Consider the following 18,021-nt stretch of genomic DNA (forward strand, 5'->3'; position numbering starts at 1 on the left):
ATTATTTTTGTTATTTGGAGAGCAGATGCCCGAATAATTAATCATTTTATTGTTTTTTCCTGTCCGATATATTATGGTAAACTAGAGAAAAAAATGTTTCTTAATAGTCCATTTTTATCTTCTTCACCGGGGAACGATAGCTTCCTTGGTGAGGAACAAGTCGATGCACACCGAGGAACACTTCGTTGGTTTTAAAGCAATGAGCGGTTTCTGAATAGAGAAAGATGCATATCCTGTTTGCTTTTATGCAATATTAGGCATCTTTTTGTATGCTCATGCATTTATTTATGCAGTTTATTTTCCGGTTCGTTATTTTCTAATTGGCCATTTCCTTGTATAATATTAAAAATAGAACATTGAAAGTATATATTATCAAGTCGATAAGCAGTTGTTTATTTAAATAAAATAAATTCCTATTACCCTTTTCAAGAAAGTATAATGATTAAGTAATATAGTATTAAAATATTGATTGACAATTGCCTATGTTTGCAACGTTATTTTAAATGGAAATCTAATACACAATAAAGTTGTTATGAGAAAATCAACAAGGATAATTTATTTAAAGATGGTTGCACTAGCTATGGTCACTACATTTTCCACTCTGAATGGTCACATATCTGCCAATACACTTCAGAAAGAACTCCATTCGGGATGGAGGTTTAAACAAGCTCGTCTTTCTAACTGGTATCCTGCTACAGTCCCGGGAGTAGTACACACTGACTTGATTGATAATAAAATCATTGAAGATCCTTTTTATCGCTTAAATGAAAGAGGTGTACAGTGGGTTGATAAAGAAGACTGGATTTATGAAACAACCTTCGATGTAGCACCCGAATTGATGGATAAAAACAATATACGGCTTTATTTTAAAGGGCTTGATACTTATGCAGATGTCTATTTGAATGGAGAAAAGATATTGGAGGCAGACAATATGTTTCGTGAATGGAAACTTCCCGTAAAAGATAAACTGAAAGCAAAGGATAATAAATTAAGGATATATTTCCATTCTCCTATTAAACGGGATATGCCTAAATGGGATGCGCTGCCTTTTCACTATGAGGCAATCAACGACCAGTCGGAGAATGGAGGAGTATTCAATAGAAAGGTTAGTGTTTTTGCCCGTAAGGCAGGCTATCATTATGGTTGGGACTGGGGACCTCGCCTGGTAACTTCTGGCATCTGGAGACCTGTTTTATTAGAAGCATGGGATGATTTGCGGATAGAAAATGTGTTTATCCGGCAAAAAGAGGTTTCTTATAAACAAGCCGACATTAGTAATATTGTAGAAATACTAGCCGATAAAGATATTGAGAAGGCTGAAGTTACGGTCAGAGACAATAAGACTGGAAAGATTTATGGTGCTACTACTACCTGCCTGACAAAAGGATTGAATAAGATTGCTGTAAACTTCTTTATAAAGAATCCTAATTTGTGGTGGAGCAATGGACTTGGAAAAGCCAATCTATATGAATTCCGGACCGAAGTAAAAACAAACGAGCAAAATAAGGACTGTCTTATAACTTCTACAGGAATACGTTCATTAAAAGTTATACGTAAGGAGGATAAAGAGGGAAGATCATTCTATTTTCAACTTAATGGAATACCTGTATTTTCCAAAGGGGCTGATTATATCCCTTGTGATAATTTTCTGCCTCGTGTGACGAAGGAACTGTATGAGAAAACGATTCTGGATGCTGTCAATGCTAATATGAATACTTTGCGTGTGTGGGGTGGAGGGACTTATGAAGATGATTATTTCTACGAATTATGCGATAAATATGGTATTCTTGTGTGGCAGGATTTTATGTTTGCCTGCAGCGTATATCCCTCCGAAGGTGAATTGCTGGAAAATATTCGTCAGGAAGCGATTGATAATGTTCGCCGTTTGCGCAATCACCCTTCTCTTGCTTTATGGTGTGGTAATAATGAATGTCTGGAAGCTTGGTTTGGTTGGAATTGGAAAGAAAACTATGCGAAGCAGAATCCGGAGTATGCCCGGATTATCTGGCAGCAGTATGAAGATCTGTTTCATAAAATGCTACCGGAAGTGGTGACAGAAAATAGCCCTGAAACATTTTATTGGCCTTCATCGCCCTTCAGTCGTTATGACGGAGTTTCCGAGAATAATAAAGGGGATACGCATTATTGGGCTGTATGGCATGCAAAAAAGCCGATCTCCGAATATAATAAGGTGCGTAGTCGTTTCTTTAGTGAATATGGTTTTCAATCTTTTCCCGAATTTGAGTCGGTCAAAATGTATGCTCCGCACCCTGAAGACTGGGAAATAACTTCCGAGGTAATGATGTCTCATCAACGGGGAGGTGAGTTCGCGAACAAACTGATTGAAGACTATTTGCTGAACGAATATCGCAAACCTAAAGATTTCGAATCATTTCTGTATATGAACCTTGTACTGCAAGGGGATGCTATTAAAACGGCTATTGAAGCACATCGCAGGGATATGCCTTACTGTATGGGGACATTATTTTGGCAACATAATGATTGCTGGCCGGTTGCTTCGTGGTCGAGCCGTGATTACTACGGACGTTGGAAAGCGCAACATTATTTTGCCAAGGCAGCTTTTCGGGACGTGCTTGTATCTCCCATAGTTAATAATGACAGGCTTGATGTATATATTGTATCTGATAGATTAAGGAAAACGAGCGCTATACTGGAACTGGAAGTCTGTGACATGGAAGGAAAGCTTGTTAATTCAATCAGAAGATCGGTAACTATTCCTGCTAATGAAAGTAAAGTCGTTATGTCCCACAGATTGAATTCATTTATAAAATCACAACCGGAAAATCAGCTTGTTATCTCCGCAACCCTTACCGATCAACAAGGAACGATTTACACAAATAATTATTTCTTGACGAAGCAAAAGGAGATGTTATATCCGCAAGTGAATATATCATATCAATTAAAGTCACTGCCTGACGGATATGAATTGACTTTAAAAGCAGACCGTTTTGCAAGAGCTGTATACTTGTCTCTTGATGGAATTGATAATTTCTTTGAAGATAATTATTTCGATTTGATGCCGGGAAAAGATAAGATAGTGAAAGTTCGTACCGATATTTCATATACGGACTTTTCCCGACAGCTAAAAATCAAATCGTTGGTCGATGGATATTAAATAAATGCACTTAATATTTAATCAACATCTGTTGCAGGATTGTACGGTATTCGCTAGGTGTGTTTCCTTTCTTCTTTTTGAATATCCGAATAAAGTTCGATAGATTATTAAATCCGCACGAGTAGCAGATTTCTGCTACCGTGTGTGATGTTTCAGTCAGCATCTGGCAAGCACGGGCCACACGGAGGTTGTTGATATAGTCAATAAAGGTGCAATTTGTTTTCTTTCTGAAGAAATGGCTGAAAGCGGATTCTGACATATTTACCAGAGCTGCTACATCTCCCAGTTTGATAGGTTCTTCAAAATTCTTCTCTATATAGTCGCAGACTTTTGCAATGCGTCTACTTTTTGAGGTACGTATCGTGTCTTTTGTGTCATAGAGATTACTGACTAAAATATGTCTGTCGGCAGTGGAGAGATCATACAAGATAGAGAGAAACTCTAAAACGGTGTGGAAGCCTTGCATCCGGGTAAGCTGGAGAATTTTCTCTTTCATTGCCAGCATGGTGTTTTCAGAAAAGCTAATTCCTTTCTGTGAGTCGAGTAACAGTTGTTTAATCGGGCTGAATAGTCGTTTCTCCAATATTGGAAAATTGAGCAATTTGTCCGAGAACTGAATGGTCACCACATGATTGCCTTCTACAATCTCTCCTTTCCAGGCATGCGGAAGATTGGGGCCAGTCATTACCAAATCCAGATTGTCAAACTTTTCGACTGAATCGCCTACAATTCTTTCTCCATACGTATTCATCACAAGATTAATTTCATAGTCGGAGTGATAATGTACCGGATAATCAAATTTTGCATTGGGATGATTTAAAACGATGAATAAATCATCAGAAGAAATGGGAGTAATTTCCTTTTGAATGTCTTTCATAAGAACTGTATTTAACTTGATACAAATGTACGAATAATAATAATACAAAAACAGGCTATTCAAAAAAGTATAATTATTAAGCAATATAATATCAAAAAACTATCATTATATGCCTTACATTTGCAAAGTGAATCATACTTAATAACTAATTGAATGCTATGGAATCATTTTCTATCGGAACTATTGATATTGTAATCGTAGTCGTATATCTGCTATTTATTATATGGTGGGGTGTAAAGAACGGAAAGAGTTCGGATGCCCAATCGTATTTTCTTGCCGGACGTTCCATGCCCTGGTGGGTTGTAGGGTTGTCCCTGTTTGCCGCCAGTATATCCAGTACTACGCTTATCGGGCAATCGGGTGATGCTTATGATACGGGGCTTGCCGTTTTCAATTATAACCTGACCGGTATTGTAGTTATGGTGTTTTTTGCTGTTTTCCTTCTACCTTTATATATAAGGTCGAAGGTTTTTACGATTCCGGAGTTTCTGGAGAAGAGATTTGATAAACGTTCCCGTTACTACTTTTCCGCTATTTGTATTATCGGAAATATTTTTCTGGATGCTGCCGGTGCGCTTTATGCAGCCGCATTAATTATCAAACTGGTATTACCTGAAGCTGATCTTCAGATGATTATTATAGTCTTTGCTATTATTGCAGCTTCATATACAATTCCGGGAGGACTTTCTTCTGCCATTAACGCGGAACTGATACAGGCGGTAGTTTTGATTTTGGGTTCGGTTTTGCTTACCTATTTCTGTTTTCAGCAGGGAGGAAGTTATTTCTATCATTTGTTTGAAAACGATGATATATTGGTGAAGCTGATTCGCCCGTTGTCCGATAATGCCACTCCTTGGTTGGGGCTGATCGTGGGGATGCCCATATTGGGTATTTACTTCTGGGCTAATAATCAGACTTTAGTACAACGTGTTTTGAGTGCCAGAACTATTGATGAAGGTCGGAGAGGTGTTATATTCACCGGTTTTCTCACGATGAGCACATTGTTCATTATTGCTATTCCCGGATTGATTGCCCGTGATTTATTTCCAGGTTTGGATAAACCCGATATGGTATATCCTAATATGGTGATGCAATTAATGCCTGTGGGTTTGCTGGGTATTATGCTGGCTGCTCTGTTGTCTGCATTGACTTCTACGATTAGTGCTATCTTGAATTCTACTTCTACTTTGTTTACGATGGACTTTTATGCGAAGTTTAATAAACATGCTGATACAAAAAAGCTGGTACTGGTTGGTAAAATCGCTTCTTGTGTGATTATTCTGTTAGCTGCATTATGGGCACCTCAAATTGGTAAATTCGGATCTCTTCTAAAATATTATCAGGAAATGCTTTCTTATATTTCTCCTCCTATCGTAGCGGCTTTCCTTCTTGGAATTTTTAATAAGAGAGTGAATGGTGACGGAGCTTTTATGGGATTGATTCTCGGTCTGGTAGTAGCGGTTCTTTTACTTTTCTTTAAAAATACGGTTTTTGGTGATTTGCACTTTTTATTGATGGTTCCTTTCTTGTTGATATTCAGTATAATGGTGATTTATGTAAGCAGTTTCTTTTATGCGGCTCCGGGTAAAGATAAGCTTACTGACACCACCTTTTCTTTTAGCGATCTGAAAGAAGAATATGTAACCTTGAAAACAGTAGTCTGGTATAAGAACTATCAGGTATGGGCAGGGGTGTTACTTGTGTTAAGCGCATTGATTTGGATTATTTTTCAATAAAATAAATAGAATATATGAAATTAAAGAAATTTGAAGGAAACCCGATTCTTTCTCCGTCGGAAAAGAATGATTGGGAATCTTTGGTGACTTGTAATCCTGGCGTGTTCTATGATAACGGCATGTTTTATATGTTATATCGTGCTGCAGGTAATGATAGAGAACATGTTATCCGCTTGGGATTGGCTACGAGCAGGGATGGGTTTTATTTTGAAAGGCACTCGGATCGGCCGGCTTTTTCTCCGAGTGTCGACGGGCCTGATTCCGGATGTGTGGAAGATCCTCGTATTGTGAAGTTTGATGGTGAGTATTATATTACTTATGCCTATCGGCCGGTGCCACCCGGGCAGTATTGGAAGTTTGGGCATGATGAAGTTTTACTTCCTGAATGTGGTAAGTATGCTCCTGCAGCTATTGCTAAGAATTTAGGTAATACTGGGCTGGCTGTTACTACAGATTTTTGCCATTTTCGCCGTTTGGGACGTCTGACTTCACCGGTGCTTGATGATCGCGATGTGATTCTTTTTCCCGAGAAGGTAAACGGACAATTTGTTATGTTACATCGCCCCAAGCAGTATATTGGCGAAAAATTTGGTGTAGAATACCCTTCTATCTGGATAAAGTTTTCGGATGATTTATTAGATTGGGAGGGTAAGGAAAGCCATCTTCTTCTGACAGGACGTGAAAATACTTGGGAGGAAAAGATTGGTGGAAGTACTCCTCCCCTGAAAACGGATAAGGGTTGGTTGATGCTCTATCATGGTGTGGAGCATGGCGGAAAAGGGTATTATAGGGTGGGGGCTTTATTGCTCGACTTGGATAACCCTCTGAAAATACTAGCCAAAACGCATGAATCAATTCTCGAACCGGAAGAGGACTTCGAGATAAACGGGTATTATAACGGTTGTGTATTCCCTACGGGAAATGTGATTGTGGATGATATGCTCTTTGTGTATTATGGTAGTGCGGATAAGTATGTCTGCGTGGCTACCTGCTCTGTAAATGAACTGCTCTCTTACTTGTTGACCGACTGCAAGGTGTAATTAACTGAATCTCCTTTATCTTTTAGTCTTTTAATGTGATGTGTATACACTGTTTATGTGTACATTGGGGAGGTTGCTATGCGAAAAATAGATAATCATAGATTAAATCGTTCAAAAAAGTATAATAATAGAGTAAATAGTGCGAATGAAAATGAAAGGTTATAGTCTATATTTGTATTATCAAATTATCAGTAAAGAATTCAACGCTTAAATTTTATATTATGATGAATAAACAGAAAAAACGGCTTGGTAGCATGTCACTCTGCAAAGTTGTGTTGATATGCCTTTTTTTGTCCGTATTTTCTACCGCATGGGCTGCGGTAGAGCAAACATCTTCCAAGATTACTGTGACTGGAGTGGTTAAAGATGTACAAGGTGAGCCTCTGATAGGAGCTACTATTAAAATTAAAGGTTCGGCTGTAGGAACAGTCAGTGATTTTGATGGGAATTACTCTCTGGCCAATGTGCCGGTGAATGGGGTTTTAGAGTTTTCTTATGTAGGTATGAATAGTATAGAAATATCGGTTTCCGGAAAAAAGGTGGTAAATGCGGTACTTAGTGATGCTACTCAATTACTTGATCAGGTGGTGGTCATTGGGTACGGGTCGGTGAAAAAGAGTGATTTGACGGGATCGGTTGCGACGGTAAAGCCGGAGGCATTAAGTGATATACCGGCTAATTCTGTTGAAGGATTGTTGCAGGGGCGTGCGGCTGGTGTACAAGTAATCAATTCGTCACAGGATCCGGGAGCCGGATCAACGGTTCGTATTCGTGGTAATAGTTCGCTGCGCGGATCCAATTCACCTTTGATTGTGGTAGATGGTTTTCCATTGGGAGATGCCGGTGATTTGAAACAGATTAATACCGATGATATTGTTTCAATGGAAGTATTAAAAGATGCTTCTGCTTCTGCAATTTATGGTTCCAGAGGTGCTAATGGAGTTATAATTGTAACCACTCGAAGGGCGAAAGAAGGAACTACGACGGTATCTGTCAAACAGCAGCTCACTTTCTCTGAATTTTCTTCCAAACTGGATTTGTGGAGAGACCCGGTGATGATGGCAATGTTGAACAATGAGGGACGTGTGAATGGTGGATTACAGCCGCTCTATATCGGTGCAAATAATTCTGCCGGTGTTTATTACCCGTCTATTGAGGAGCTTCAGACTACTTGGACAACCAATACCCGTTGGGATGAATTAGTGTTTAGAGATGCGCCTGTGTCTAATAATACAACAGTTTCTGTCTCCAGTGCTAACGAGAAGACGAGTTTTAACTTGAGTGCTAATTATTATACGGACCAGGGAATGTATATTGATGATGATTATAGTAAAGGGGGGGTATAATCTGAATGTCAGTCATAAGATATATAAGAACTTTACGATTCGTGCATCCAATATTCTATATCTTGGCAACCGTAATAACAATGGCGGAATGGCGTATTGGAGAAATCCGATTTATCCTGTGTATAATGAAGACGGAACTTATTATCAGACTACTGCTCAAGATTATAGTCATCCTATCGCTATTCGCGAGCATAAAAAGGATAAAACCAAAATGCTGGATGTTATCTCATCCGGGGCTTTTGAATGGCAAGTGATACCGCAACTTCGTCTCACAAGCCAGTTGAATTATAAATATGGAAAATCTACCAACGACCAGTATCTGCCACAGAAATACACCCAAGTCGGTACGGAGAATCGTGGTAGGGGAGTCATTGGTAACACAGAGAATCAAAATTTTGTTTCCGAAACATTTGCCAATTACTCTCAAATGTTCGGCAAACATGAAGTGGGCGCCATGGTAGGTCATTCTTACGAGTGGTATCAATATCGTGATTCGTATCTGACTGCTAATGGTTTTGTGAATGAAGCATTGGGAAATGAGAATATGGGAGCCGGAGAGAAAGCGAACAATATTATTTCCAACGGGTTCTCGAAAAGTAAACTGGTTTCCGGAATGGCCCGTCTGAATTACACTTATGATAATAAGTATTTGCTTACTGCCACTTTTCGTGCCGACGGTTCTTCTAAATTCGGTAAGAATAACAAGTGGGGGTATTTCCCTTCCGGAGCTATCAGCTGGAAAGCTCACGAAGAGAAGTTTATAAAGAAACTAAATACATTTGATGAATTGAAGTTTCGTTTAAGTTACGGTATTTCGGGAAATCAGGGAATCAGTCCTTATCAGACTCTTAGCCGTTATGGAACGACTAAATATTACCATCAGGGACAATGGCTGACTGCTATCGGTCCCGGGTATGAGTCAGGGCAGTCCGGGCAAGACGGAATCTGGAAAATTTGGAGTGGAATTCCTAATCCGGATCTGAAATGGGAGACAACTGCGCAATGGGACTTTGGTATTGATATGGCTTTCTTTAACAGAAGACTTCGCGTCACTTTGGATATTTACAATAAAGAGACGTCTGACCTGTTGAGAGAAAGAAACCTGGCCCTTTCTTCCGGTTATGACCGCATGTGGGTGAATGATGGTAAGATTCGCAACCGGGGATTTGAAGTAACGATTGACGGAGTTATGGTAGATAAAAAAGATTGGAGCTTGAATGGAACTTTTATATTCTCTATGAACCGTAACAAGGTGCTTGATTTGGGAAGTAGTGTCGAATCGGGTCTATTGAAAGATGCCCGTACGGGAATGGAATATGAAGTTGTCGGTAACTTGAGTGAACAGTATCGCTCTTATACTAATATACTTGCTATTGGCCAACCGATCAATGTCTTTTATGGATATAAATGTGATGGAATTATTCAGACTTTGCCGGAAGGACTTAACGCAGGATTGTCGGGAGAAGATGCTATGCCGGGAGAATTCAAATATGTCAATACGTATGATGGGGACGGGACACAAGGTGTTGTGAATGAAAACGATAAATGTATTATCGGTGATCCTAATCCTGATTTTACGGCAAGTCTGAATCTTTCTTTCCGTTGGAAGAAACTGGATGCGAGTATTTTCCTGAATGGTGTGTTTGGGAATGATGTGTTGAACACCAAGACTTTTGGTGATCCGCATAATGCCGCACTCCGTTGGACACCTGACAACCCGACTAACAAATATCCCAGTCTGCGTGACGGACGTCAGACTCGCTTTTCTGACTATTGGATAGAAGACGGCTCTTTTGTGAGAATCCAGAATCTGACAGTAGGGTATACTTTTGATTTGCCTAAACAGAAAGTGTTTGCCTCGAAAATACGGCTATATATGAATGCTTCCAATTTATATACATTTACCAAGTTCGACGGGTATGATCCGGAAGTCGGGCAAAACGGAATTTATTCCGGTGGGTATCCTCGCTTGAGGAAATGGACAGTAGGTCTTGATATAACATTCTAAATTAAATGATATGAAAAAGAATATATACACTTTCATTTTAATAAGCTGTATCCTGGGCTTTTCCGGTTGCAGTCTTGATGAAGAGCCTTACGGATTCTATTCCGAAGATAACTTCTATAAAACAGAGGGGGATGCAATGGCAGCTATTCATTACGCTTATGCTACTCTTACCTATATCGAGTATTCACGTGCTCTTTATTTCATCGGTGATATGCCTACTGAAATTATGACTACTAAAGGAGATGCCTCCGTTGATAATCGTGCCTTGAATCTGTGGAGAATTGATAACTTTGATACCAATGCTACTTTGGTCAATTTCTTTAAATACTCATTCATTGCTATTAATCGGGCGAATGCTGTCATTAAGAAGATGCCGGGTACGGATATTGATTCCAAGCTAAAGGATCAGTATTTGGGTGAAGCTTATTTTTTACGTGCATACAATTACTTCTGTCTTTCACGTAACTTCGGTTTGGTACCGATGCATTATGGAGTAGTGGAGACACTGTCGCAAACGGGTACTCCTTTGGCAAATAATATGGATGAGATTTATGATTTGATGATTGACGATTGTAAAAAAGCGGAAGAATTGTTGCCTGTATACGCTGCCCCCATAATGGGACGTATCGATAGAGTCGGTGCACAGGCTTTGTTAGCTAAAATCTATTTATATGCAGCTTCTGCCAAAGCAAATAATGTGCCTTTATACAAGGAAATGGCGAAAGATGTCAATTCTCTCTATCAAGATGCTATGACTTATGCCGGAAGAGCATTAGGATTGGATCCGGATTATCCGCAGAATACGTATGGTTTTGAAAGTGATTTGCTCAAGATTTATGATGTAGAGAACTTTGCCGGTAAAGAAAATATTTTCTTGATGTCTATGGATAGAACGGGAGAGGCAGAAGGACAATATTCTAAGATATCCAAAATGTTCCTTCCTTATATTGAGGGTGCTACTATCTGGATCAAGCAAGGAGACAAAGATGAATATATAAAATCTCATGACGGTTGGGGAGAATATCGTACGGAAATGAATTTCTATAATGAGTTTGATGGAAACGATTTGCGTAAGAAAGATCTCATTGTGGACAAGGTGTATAATGAAGATGGAACGGTAAAAGCGGAATGGAAACCGGATGGCGGTGATTTTGAGTACCCCTTCTGCCGAAAATACATCGATCCCAAATTTGATGGGGATAAGACTAGTACACGCCCCTTTCTCATTCGTTTTACTGACATTGCTATGGTGTATGCCGAAGCTGCCGGCCCGACTACCAAAGCTTATGAACTGATAAACTTTATCAGACATAGGGCAGGATTGGGGGATTTGACTCCAGGATTGCCGATAGATGAATTCCGGGAGAAAGTATATGAAGAACGTAAGTTTGAAATGGCTTTTGAAGGAGATCGTATGTACGATATTCGTCGTTGGGGCAGGATTGGAGAAATCAAAGAAGTGAAGGATGCCGGACTAAATGAAAGTCAATATTCTTTCTATCCGTTGCCGCAAACCGAGATTAATCTTAATCCAAGTTTAAGAGAATAATAAAAAATCGTGAGCTATGAATAAACTATTAAAATACACACTGTTTATCCTTTGTATGGGGGTAATGCAATCTTGTGTGAAAGACATGCAGGATGATTTGAATGATGGGGGATGGAATAACGAGAGGTCTGTAACGAGTCTTAAATTCAAGAACCAGGTGGGACAGGCTGAAATTGAACGCATTGATGATACAACCGGGGAAGTTACCGTAACCCTTAATGTGGGGGCTATTCCTGATTTGTCGAAAGTTGAAATAGAATCTATTGAATTGTCGTATCAAGCCACAGCTTCTGCAGGTAAAGGCAGTACATTGGATTTTAGTAATCCGGAGCGAAAATCGGTTCTTACTGTAACTTCCGCAACTGGAAAAACACGTGAATATATGATCTATGTGAATGAATTCCGTGAAAGTCTGGAAGGTACATGGTCGATTAATAATTTGATTATTTATGGTGGTACAGGTCCGGAATGGGGTGGCGGAAGAGTTTATCCGTTTATGGACAAATCATGGTGCTGGTATGATGAATATTCCCCGGAAAAAGAGTATGACAATACACTGACCTTTATTATGGAGAATATCACAGATGATGGAAACACATCCGGGAAATGTATAAATGCTGCCGGGCCTGACGGGAAATATGCAGACTTTATATTTAAAGGTTCTTCTAATCCGGCAGATAAGACGGATATTGATCTGAAGAAGTATTATCGGAAAATTCCAGTAGGAGAGAGCCGTTGGATTCGTAATTACAGTTTAGGTACTATTACTTTTATTGATTCGGACGGAAATGAATCGACTGCCGTACTCGAAAATCCGGGAACTTATACATTATTCCAGGGGGGAGGTTATACCAATACGGTAACTTTGCCGAATAATGCTTTCTCTTTCCAAATCAATGGTGTGGATGAGTGGACCTATATTTATACTGATTATGATGTGTTTGCTAAACAGGCACGTAAGTTCTTTGTACTCGTGACAAAAAATGAGGATTAACTAATGGATGATAAAATATGAAGAAATACTTCTTTATTTTTATAGTTGCCTTTTTTGCATCCTGTTCTCCGGTAGAACAGGATGTAATAATCACCATAGATACGGAAACGGTGCTAAATGATTGCTATATAGGTAATGGGGCGCAGTGGGATCCTTATCAACTGGATTATGGCAAAGGTAAACTAACTATTTCGGAAGCCGATTGGGAGAAACTGTATGACAGACTTGATTTTATGCGTCCGCAGTTTATTCGTATCATGATTAATACTTCTTCGTTTGTTGACCAGGGGAGATTGGTGCCGGAACGGGGGATGGAAGTATTATCCAAAATGTTAGACTACTGCCAGAGTCGTAATGTGACTGTCATGTTCGGAGATTGGGGATGGAGTGTCATTCGTGCCCGCGAAGCAGAGATTGACAGTCAAAGTCTTCGTCACGCAGCTGCCTTGGTTGATTATCTGGTTCATAATAAAGGATATTCTTGTATCCGCTATTACAATCTGGTGAATGAGCCGAATGGTTATTGGGCTGCCACTAATAAGAGTTTTCCTCTTTGGGCATCATCTGTCCGGCAGTTTTATCAATATATGAAAGAATTTGACCTGATCGGAGAAGTTGGTATCGTCGGTCCGGATATTGCCATCTGGGATAAAGCGGAGACAGGATGGATGGATAGCTGTGCAGTGCAGTTGAACGAACAAATAGAACTTTACGATATCCATACTTATCCGTCTAAAGTCACCGTTAATTCTGGAGAATATGCAGATATTATTGCTGCCTATAAAGAGAAGATTCCTGAAAGAAAGAAAATCGTGATGGGAGAAATTGGTTTTAAATTTGTGGAAAAGGCTGATTCTTTGTATCAGAAGGAGAATATTCGTAGAGCCAGGAGTAAAGTTAACGCCTCGTTGGAAGATTCGCAGATGTTTGTTTATGATTATATGTATGGAACAGATATGGCAGATGCTCTTATTCAAACTGTCAATACTGGTTTTTCAGGTTCCATTGCCTGGATGCTGGATGATGCCATGCACTCTAATGAAGCACCTGACAAACTGAAGATTTGGGGATTCTGGAATATATTCGGTGAAGAATGTTTCGGGGCAGAAGAGGAAAACGTCCGTCCGTGGTATTATGCCTGGTCGTTACTGACCAGGTATATGCCTGCCGGAACTGCGGTTTATAGAACAGACACCACCGGAGAGCCTTTCGTAAAGGCTGCCGTATCAGGAAAAGATGGGAAATATATGATTGCTTTGGTGAATGTTTCTGATAGTCCCAAAACGGTAAAACTAAAAAGTGATGTTCTTTCTTCTCTGTCAGGTTGTAAAAAGTTCATCTATTCGGACGGTACGTTGAAACAGAAAGGAGATTGTCTCCTTTTGCCGAATGATGAGAACTTGATTCTTCACCTTGAGAAAGGAGAGACAGTGACTATGCCGGCAGAATCACTGATAGTGTATACTAATTACGATTATTAAAAACAGAATGATGAATTTAAAAACAATAATAGGAACTTTTGTGGTGGGGATGTTGCTTGTTTCATGTGCGCACTCTGACAACCGGCTGACAGTGAATGTATCTCAAGAGGTTGTTACTTCCGGTTACATAGGAAATGGTGTGGAGTGGGACCCTTACGATGAAGCCGAGTCATGGGGAGCCTCCGTTTCTGACGAAGACTGGCAGAAACTGTTTAAACGCCTTGACTTTATGCGTATGGGGTATGTGCGTTGTATGATTAACAGTCCTTTTCGTTATTATGATCCGCAGACGGGAAAGTATGATAAAACACGTAATATAGCGTCACTTTCCCGCTTGTTGCAGTATTGTACGGATCATAATATTGTGGTGATGTATGGTGAATATAATCCCCCTACTTGGGCTATGAAGGATGAACAATGTTGGGTGGATATGTCTGTCGATTACCTGAATTATCTGGTCAATGATCTTGGCTTTTCCTGTATCAAATATTTTGTGATCTTTAATGAACCTGATGGGAATTGGGCTTCAACTGACGGTGACTACGACCTGTGGAAATCCATGTTACTCCGTTTTGCGGATAAGATGAAAGAATATCCCGGACTAGACGGCAAAGTGAAGTTTGCCGGCCCTGATGCAGTCGTTGATTACAAGAATCCGTCTTCTCCATTTGACGCGGCAGGCTGGGTGAAACAGGCGACCACCGACTTGGATTCGCATATCGGTATTTACGATATTCATGCCTATCCCGGACAACATGAAGTACGTTCTGGGCAATATGCGGAGATTCTGGCTCGCCATAAGGAATTTATTCCTGCTGGTAAAAAGATTGTGTTGGGAGAGGCCGGTTACAAATATTGGCGTGAAGCAGATTCGTTGTTAATGAAAGAGTATAACCGGCGTGTCGAAGGTCATCCGTTTACTAAAGGTACAGATTCTAATATGTTGGTATACGACTATTTTTATGGTCTTGATATGCCATTGCTCTGTATGGAGGTAATGAATGGAGGATATTCGGGAATAGCTGCCTGGATGTTGGATGACGCAATGCACAGTAGCGGTGATTCTGGTAAGACGGAAGATATTAAGTTGTGGGGAATGTGGAATATCTTAGGAGAAGAAGTCTTCGATGACCCTTCGCAGGAAGAAATCCGTCCGTGGTATTACACTTGGTCATTGATGTGCCGTTATTTTCCGACTGGTTCTAATATCCTTAAAACAACGCTTGATCGCACGAAAGGTGTTTATGCGGCTGCTGGAGAATATCAAGGAAAATATGTTTTTGCTGCCGTTAATATAGGAGACGAGGATCGATCTTTGGATATTTCTTTGCCTGCTGCTCTCGAGAATGTTTCTTTATATGTATATGAAGAAGGGAATAGGCAAACTAACAATGAAGGACACCCCGTCCCTGTCCAGACAGGATTAACTGTTGATGGAACTTATCAGACTATCCTCAAGGCTCAAAGTTTTATTTTATTAACGAATATAGATTAAAAGACAGATAATTATGAAAAAGCAAATCAATATACTTTTGGTCGGATTAGCATCCGTCTTTATGAGTTGTAGCGATGTGGAAGAGGTATCGGCGCTTTATCCGGAATATGAAGAAGTGAAAGAACTCTCCATTGTAGATAAAAATGCGACTTCCGAGACTAAAGCCTTGTATTCGAATCTTTGGGCTATTCAGTCAAAAGGTTTCATGTTCGGACATCATGATGATCTTTGGTATGGTCGTAAATGGTATAATGAGGAAGGACGCTCCGACACTCATGATGTTTGTGGTGACTATCCGGCGGTTTTCAGTTTTGATGTTGCTGAAATAATGGATGATCGTTATCAGAACCCGGAAAATGAAATCCGTAAAAGAGTCGCTTTAGAGGCTTATGAGCGTGGCGAGGTACTTATTGCATGTGCACATCTGAATAATCCGTTGACCGGAGGTGATTCATGGGATAATTCCAGTAATGAGGTTGTGAAGGAGATTCTTAAAGAGGGAAGTCTTACACATCTTAAATTTAAAACTTGGCTGGATCGTTTGGCGAATTTTGCACTGAATTTGAAAGGTAAGAATGGTGAATTAGTTCCGGTCATTTTCCGCCCTTATCATGAGCATACCCAAACATGGTCGTGGTGGGGGAGTTCATGTACGACTAGTGATGAATTTACTTCCTTTTGGAAGTTTACCGTCAATTATTTGCGGGACACAAAAAATGTGCATAACCTTATTTATGCGATTTCCCCGCAAATAGATTCTGTGCAGGGACGTGAGAACTTCCTATTTAGATGGCCCGGCAATGATTATGTAGATTTTTTAGGAATGGATTCTTATCATGGTTTGAGTCCGGTTGTGCTGACTACCAATATGAATACCTTGTCTCGTCTGTCAAAAGAACTGAAAAAACCGTGTGGGGTTACAGAAACCGGAGTAGAGGGTATTCAACGTGATGGTGTTCCGGAGAAAAACTACTGGACACAGCAAATCCTTACCCCTGCTACGGGACAGTTTGTCAGCATGATTGTGATGTGGAGAAACAAATATGATCCTAGTGAAAGTGAGTCGCATTTCTACTCTGTTTTTAAAGGGCATGCCTCTGAAAAGAGTTTTATAAAGATGTATGAAAGTCCGGTTTCGCTTTTCTCTGCCGATTTGCCGGATATGTATACAATGGCTGAAGGAATGAATGTGAAATGATAAACGCTGATGTTATCGCTTTTTATATAAGAATTAGTCTTATGTATACAGAAGACTAGTTTTCTAGCTGAATAACTTTATTCGTCTGACAACTGTATACTTTTTGTCTGACAGTTGTTAGACGAAAGTTCAACAGTCGTCAGACGAATAATTTTTTGCATGAACAGAATTAGCTGTATGTAGAAGGACTATTTCTTATTAGAATTTCGTAATATTGCATTTTATAAGAAACGTGGATGCCATTTGGTTGTATGCTGCTTATTGGGAAAGAATACTAAAAAATACTGAAATAAATAAGATCATGAAAAAGATTTGCCTTCTTCTCTTTTTGCTTTGTGCTTGCATTGCTCAAGCACAAAATGCTTATCGCACAAACAAAGATATATCTTATGTCTCTGGTTCCGAAACGGACACCTATCGTCTGGAACGTTGTAAACTGGATATTTATTATCCTGAAAACAAGAAGGATTTCTCAACTATTGTCTGGTTTCACGGTGGTGGTATGGAAGGTGGAAATAAATTTATTCCCAAAGAATTGAGAGAACAAGGGTTTGCAGTAGTGGCGGTGAATTACCGTTTGAGTCCGAAAGCAAAGAATCCGGCTTACATCGAAGATGCGGCTGAAGCTGTGGCATGGGTTTTCAAGAATATTGAGAAGTATGGTGGTCGTAAGGATCACATTTTTGTTTCCGGTCATTCTGCGGGAGGCTATCTTTCGTTGATTCTGGCAATGGATAAAAAGTACATGGCAGCATACGGAGCAGATGCCGATAGTGTAGCTGCTTATCTTCCGGTGAGTGGTCAGACGGTGACACATTTCACTATTCGTAAGGAACGCGGTTTGCCTGACGGTATTCCGGTGGTTGATGAGTATGCTCCGGTAAATAAGGCTCGTAAGGAAACAGCTCCTCTCGTGTTGATTACGGGGGACAAGCATCTGGAGATGGCGGCAAGGTATGAAGAAAATGCGTTGCTGGAAGCTGTCTTGAAAAGTATAGGTAACAAGAAAGTGACTTTGTACGAAATGCAAGGATTCGATCATGGTCAAGTACTCGGTCCGGCATGTTATCTGATTGCAGATTATGTGAAGAGATTCAAATGATATATTGTTCTGGCAAAGTTACTACAAAAAAGTGAAATGCGGAAAGATATAGTGATAGA

Annotated in this window: 10 protein-coding genes and 1 pseudogene; 10 read left to right on the forward strand and 1 reads right to left on the reverse strand. The window is 39.9% G+C overall.

Annotated elements, in window-relative coordinates; translation table 11 throughout:
- The first annotated feature begins 565 nt into the window (after positions 1-565).
- The gene (locus tag DXA54_RS13900) at positions 566-3,136 is read left to right on the forward strand and encodes a beta-mannosidase (RefSeq protein WP_207903499.1); all 2,571 of its coding nucleotides are present in this window, start codon (positions 566-568) and stop codon (positions 3,134-3,136) included.
- A 10-nt stretch (positions 3,137-3,146) separates the two neighbouring features.
- Here the strand turns inward: DXA54_RS13900 and DXA54_RS13905 are convergent, their stop codons facing one another.
- The gene (locus tag DXA54_RS13905; RefSeq protein WP_004317421.1) at positions 3,147-4,013 is read right to left on the reverse strand and encodes an AraC family transcriptional regulator; all 867 of its coding nucleotides are present in this window, start codon (positions 4,011-4,013) and stop codon (positions 3,147-3,149) included.
- A gap of 158 nt (positions 4,014-4,171) precedes the next feature.
- Between DXA54_RS13905 and DXA54_RS13910 the strand changes: the two genes are divergently transcribed.
- The 9 genes and pseudogenes from DXA54_RS13910 to DXA54_RS13950 all read left to right on the forward strand — a co-directional run bounded on the left by DXA54_RS13910 (position 4,172) and on the right by DXA54_RS13950 (position 17,962).
- On the forward strand, positions 4,172-5,749 hold the full coding sequence (locus tag DXA54_RS13910) for a sodium:solute symporter (protein WP_022199450.1): 1,578 nt from the start codon (positions 4,172-4,174) through the stop codon (positions 5,747-5,749).
- 14 nt (positions 5,750-5,763) lie between these two features.
- Positions 5,764-6,789, forward strand: coding sequence for a glycosidase (locus tag DXA54_RS13915; RefSeq protein ID WP_120079767.1), 1,026 nt, complete (start codon positions 5,764-5,766; stop codon positions 6,787-6,789).
- A gap of 224 nt (positions 6,790-7,013) precedes the next feature.
- Positions 7,014-10,143, forward strand: a pseudogene (locus tag DXA54_RS13920) (SusC/RagA family TonB-linked outer membrane protein).
- 10 nt (positions 10,144-10,153) lie between these two features.
- On the forward strand, positions 10,154-11,692 hold the full coding sequence (locus DXA54_RS13925) for a RagB/SusD family nutrient uptake outer membrane protein (RefSeq protein WP_004317432.1): 1,539 nt from the start codon (positions 10,154-10,156) through the stop codon (positions 11,690-11,692).
- A gap of 16 nt (positions 11,693-11,708) precedes the next feature.
- Positions 11,709-12,686 (forward strand): hypothetical protein, encoded by a 978-nt coding sequence (locus DXA54_RS13930; RefSeq protein ID WP_004317434.1) that lies wholly within the window; start codon positions 11,709-11,711, stop codon positions 12,684-12,686.
- A gap of 17 nt (positions 12,687-12,703) precedes the next feature.
- Complete coding sequence (locus DXA54_RS13935) at positions 12,704-14,167, forward strand: hypothetical protein (RefSeq protein ID WP_004302750.1); 1,464 nt, start codon at positions 12,704-12,706, stop codon at positions 14,165-14,167.
- Positions 14,168-14,177: 10 nt separating this feature from the next.
- A complete protein-coding gene (locus DXA54_RS13940; protein WP_120079773.1) occupies positions 14,178-15,662 on the forward strand; it encodes a hypothetical protein in 1,485 nt (494 codons plus the stop codon).
- 13 nt (positions 15,663-15,675) lie between these two features.
- Positions 15,676-16,860, forward strand: coding sequence for a glycoside hydrolase family 26 protein (locus DXA54_RS13945; protein WP_009040325.1), 1,185 nt, complete (start codon positions 15,676-15,678; stop codon positions 16,858-16,860).
- Between the two features lie 301 nt (positions 16,861-17,161).
- The gene (locus DXA54_RS13950; RefSeq protein WP_004298588.1) at positions 17,162-17,962 is read left to right on the forward strand and encodes an alpha/beta hydrolase; all 801 of its coding nucleotides are present in this window, start codon (positions 17,162-17,164) and stop codon (positions 17,960-17,962) included.
- Positions 17,963-18,021: the final 59 nt, after the last annotated feature.

The sequence above is a fragment of the Bacteroides sp. OF03-11BH genome (assembly GCF_003604005.1).
Lineage (GTDB): Bacteria > Bacteroidota > Bacteroidia > Bacteroidales > Bacteroidaceae > Bacteroides > Bacteroides ovatus.

Excerpts from the sequence above, each read along its gene's own strand:
- DXA54_RS13900 (WP_207903499.1), top strand. The coding sequence starts at position 566 with ATGGTTGCACTAGCTATGGTCACTACATTTTCCACTCTGAATGGTCAC.
- DXA54_RS13950 (WP_004298588.1), top strand. The coding sequence starts at position 17,162 with ATGAAAAAGATTTGCCTTCTTCTCTTTTTGCTTTGTGCTTGCATTGCT.
- DXA54_RS13910 (WP_022199450.1), top strand. The coding sequence starts at position 4,172 with ATGGAATCATTTTCTATCGGAACTATTGATATTGTAATCGTAGTCGTA.
- DXA54_RS13925 (WP_004317432.1), top strand. The coding sequence starts at position 10,154 with ATGAAAAAGAATATATACACTTTCATTTTAATAAGCTGTATCCTGGGC.
- DXA54_RS13935 (WP_004302750.1), top strand. The coding sequence starts at position 12,704 with ATGAAGAAATACTTCTTTATTTTTATAGTTGCCTTTTTTGCATCCTGT.
- DXA54_RS13915 (WP_120079767.1), top strand. The coding sequence starts at position 5,764 with ATGAAATTAAAGAAATTTGAAGGAAACCCGATTCTTTCTCCGTCGGAA.
- DXA54_RS13945 (WP_009040325.1), top strand. The coding sequence starts at position 15,676 with ATGAAAAAGCAAATCAATATACTTTTGGTCGGATTAGCATCCGTCTTT.
- DXA54_RS13905 (WP_004317421.1), bottom strand. The coding sequence starts at position 4,013 with ATGAAAGACATTCAAAAGGAAATTACTCCCATTTCTTCTGATGATTTA.
- DXA54_RS13940 (WP_120079773.1), top strand. The coding sequence starts at position 14,178 with ATGAATTTAAAAACAATAATAGGAACTTTTGTGGTGGGGATGTTGCTT.
- DXA54_RS13930 (WP_004317434.1), top strand. The coding sequence starts at position 11,709 with ATGAATAAACTATTAAAATACACACTGTTTATCCTTTGTATGGGGGTA.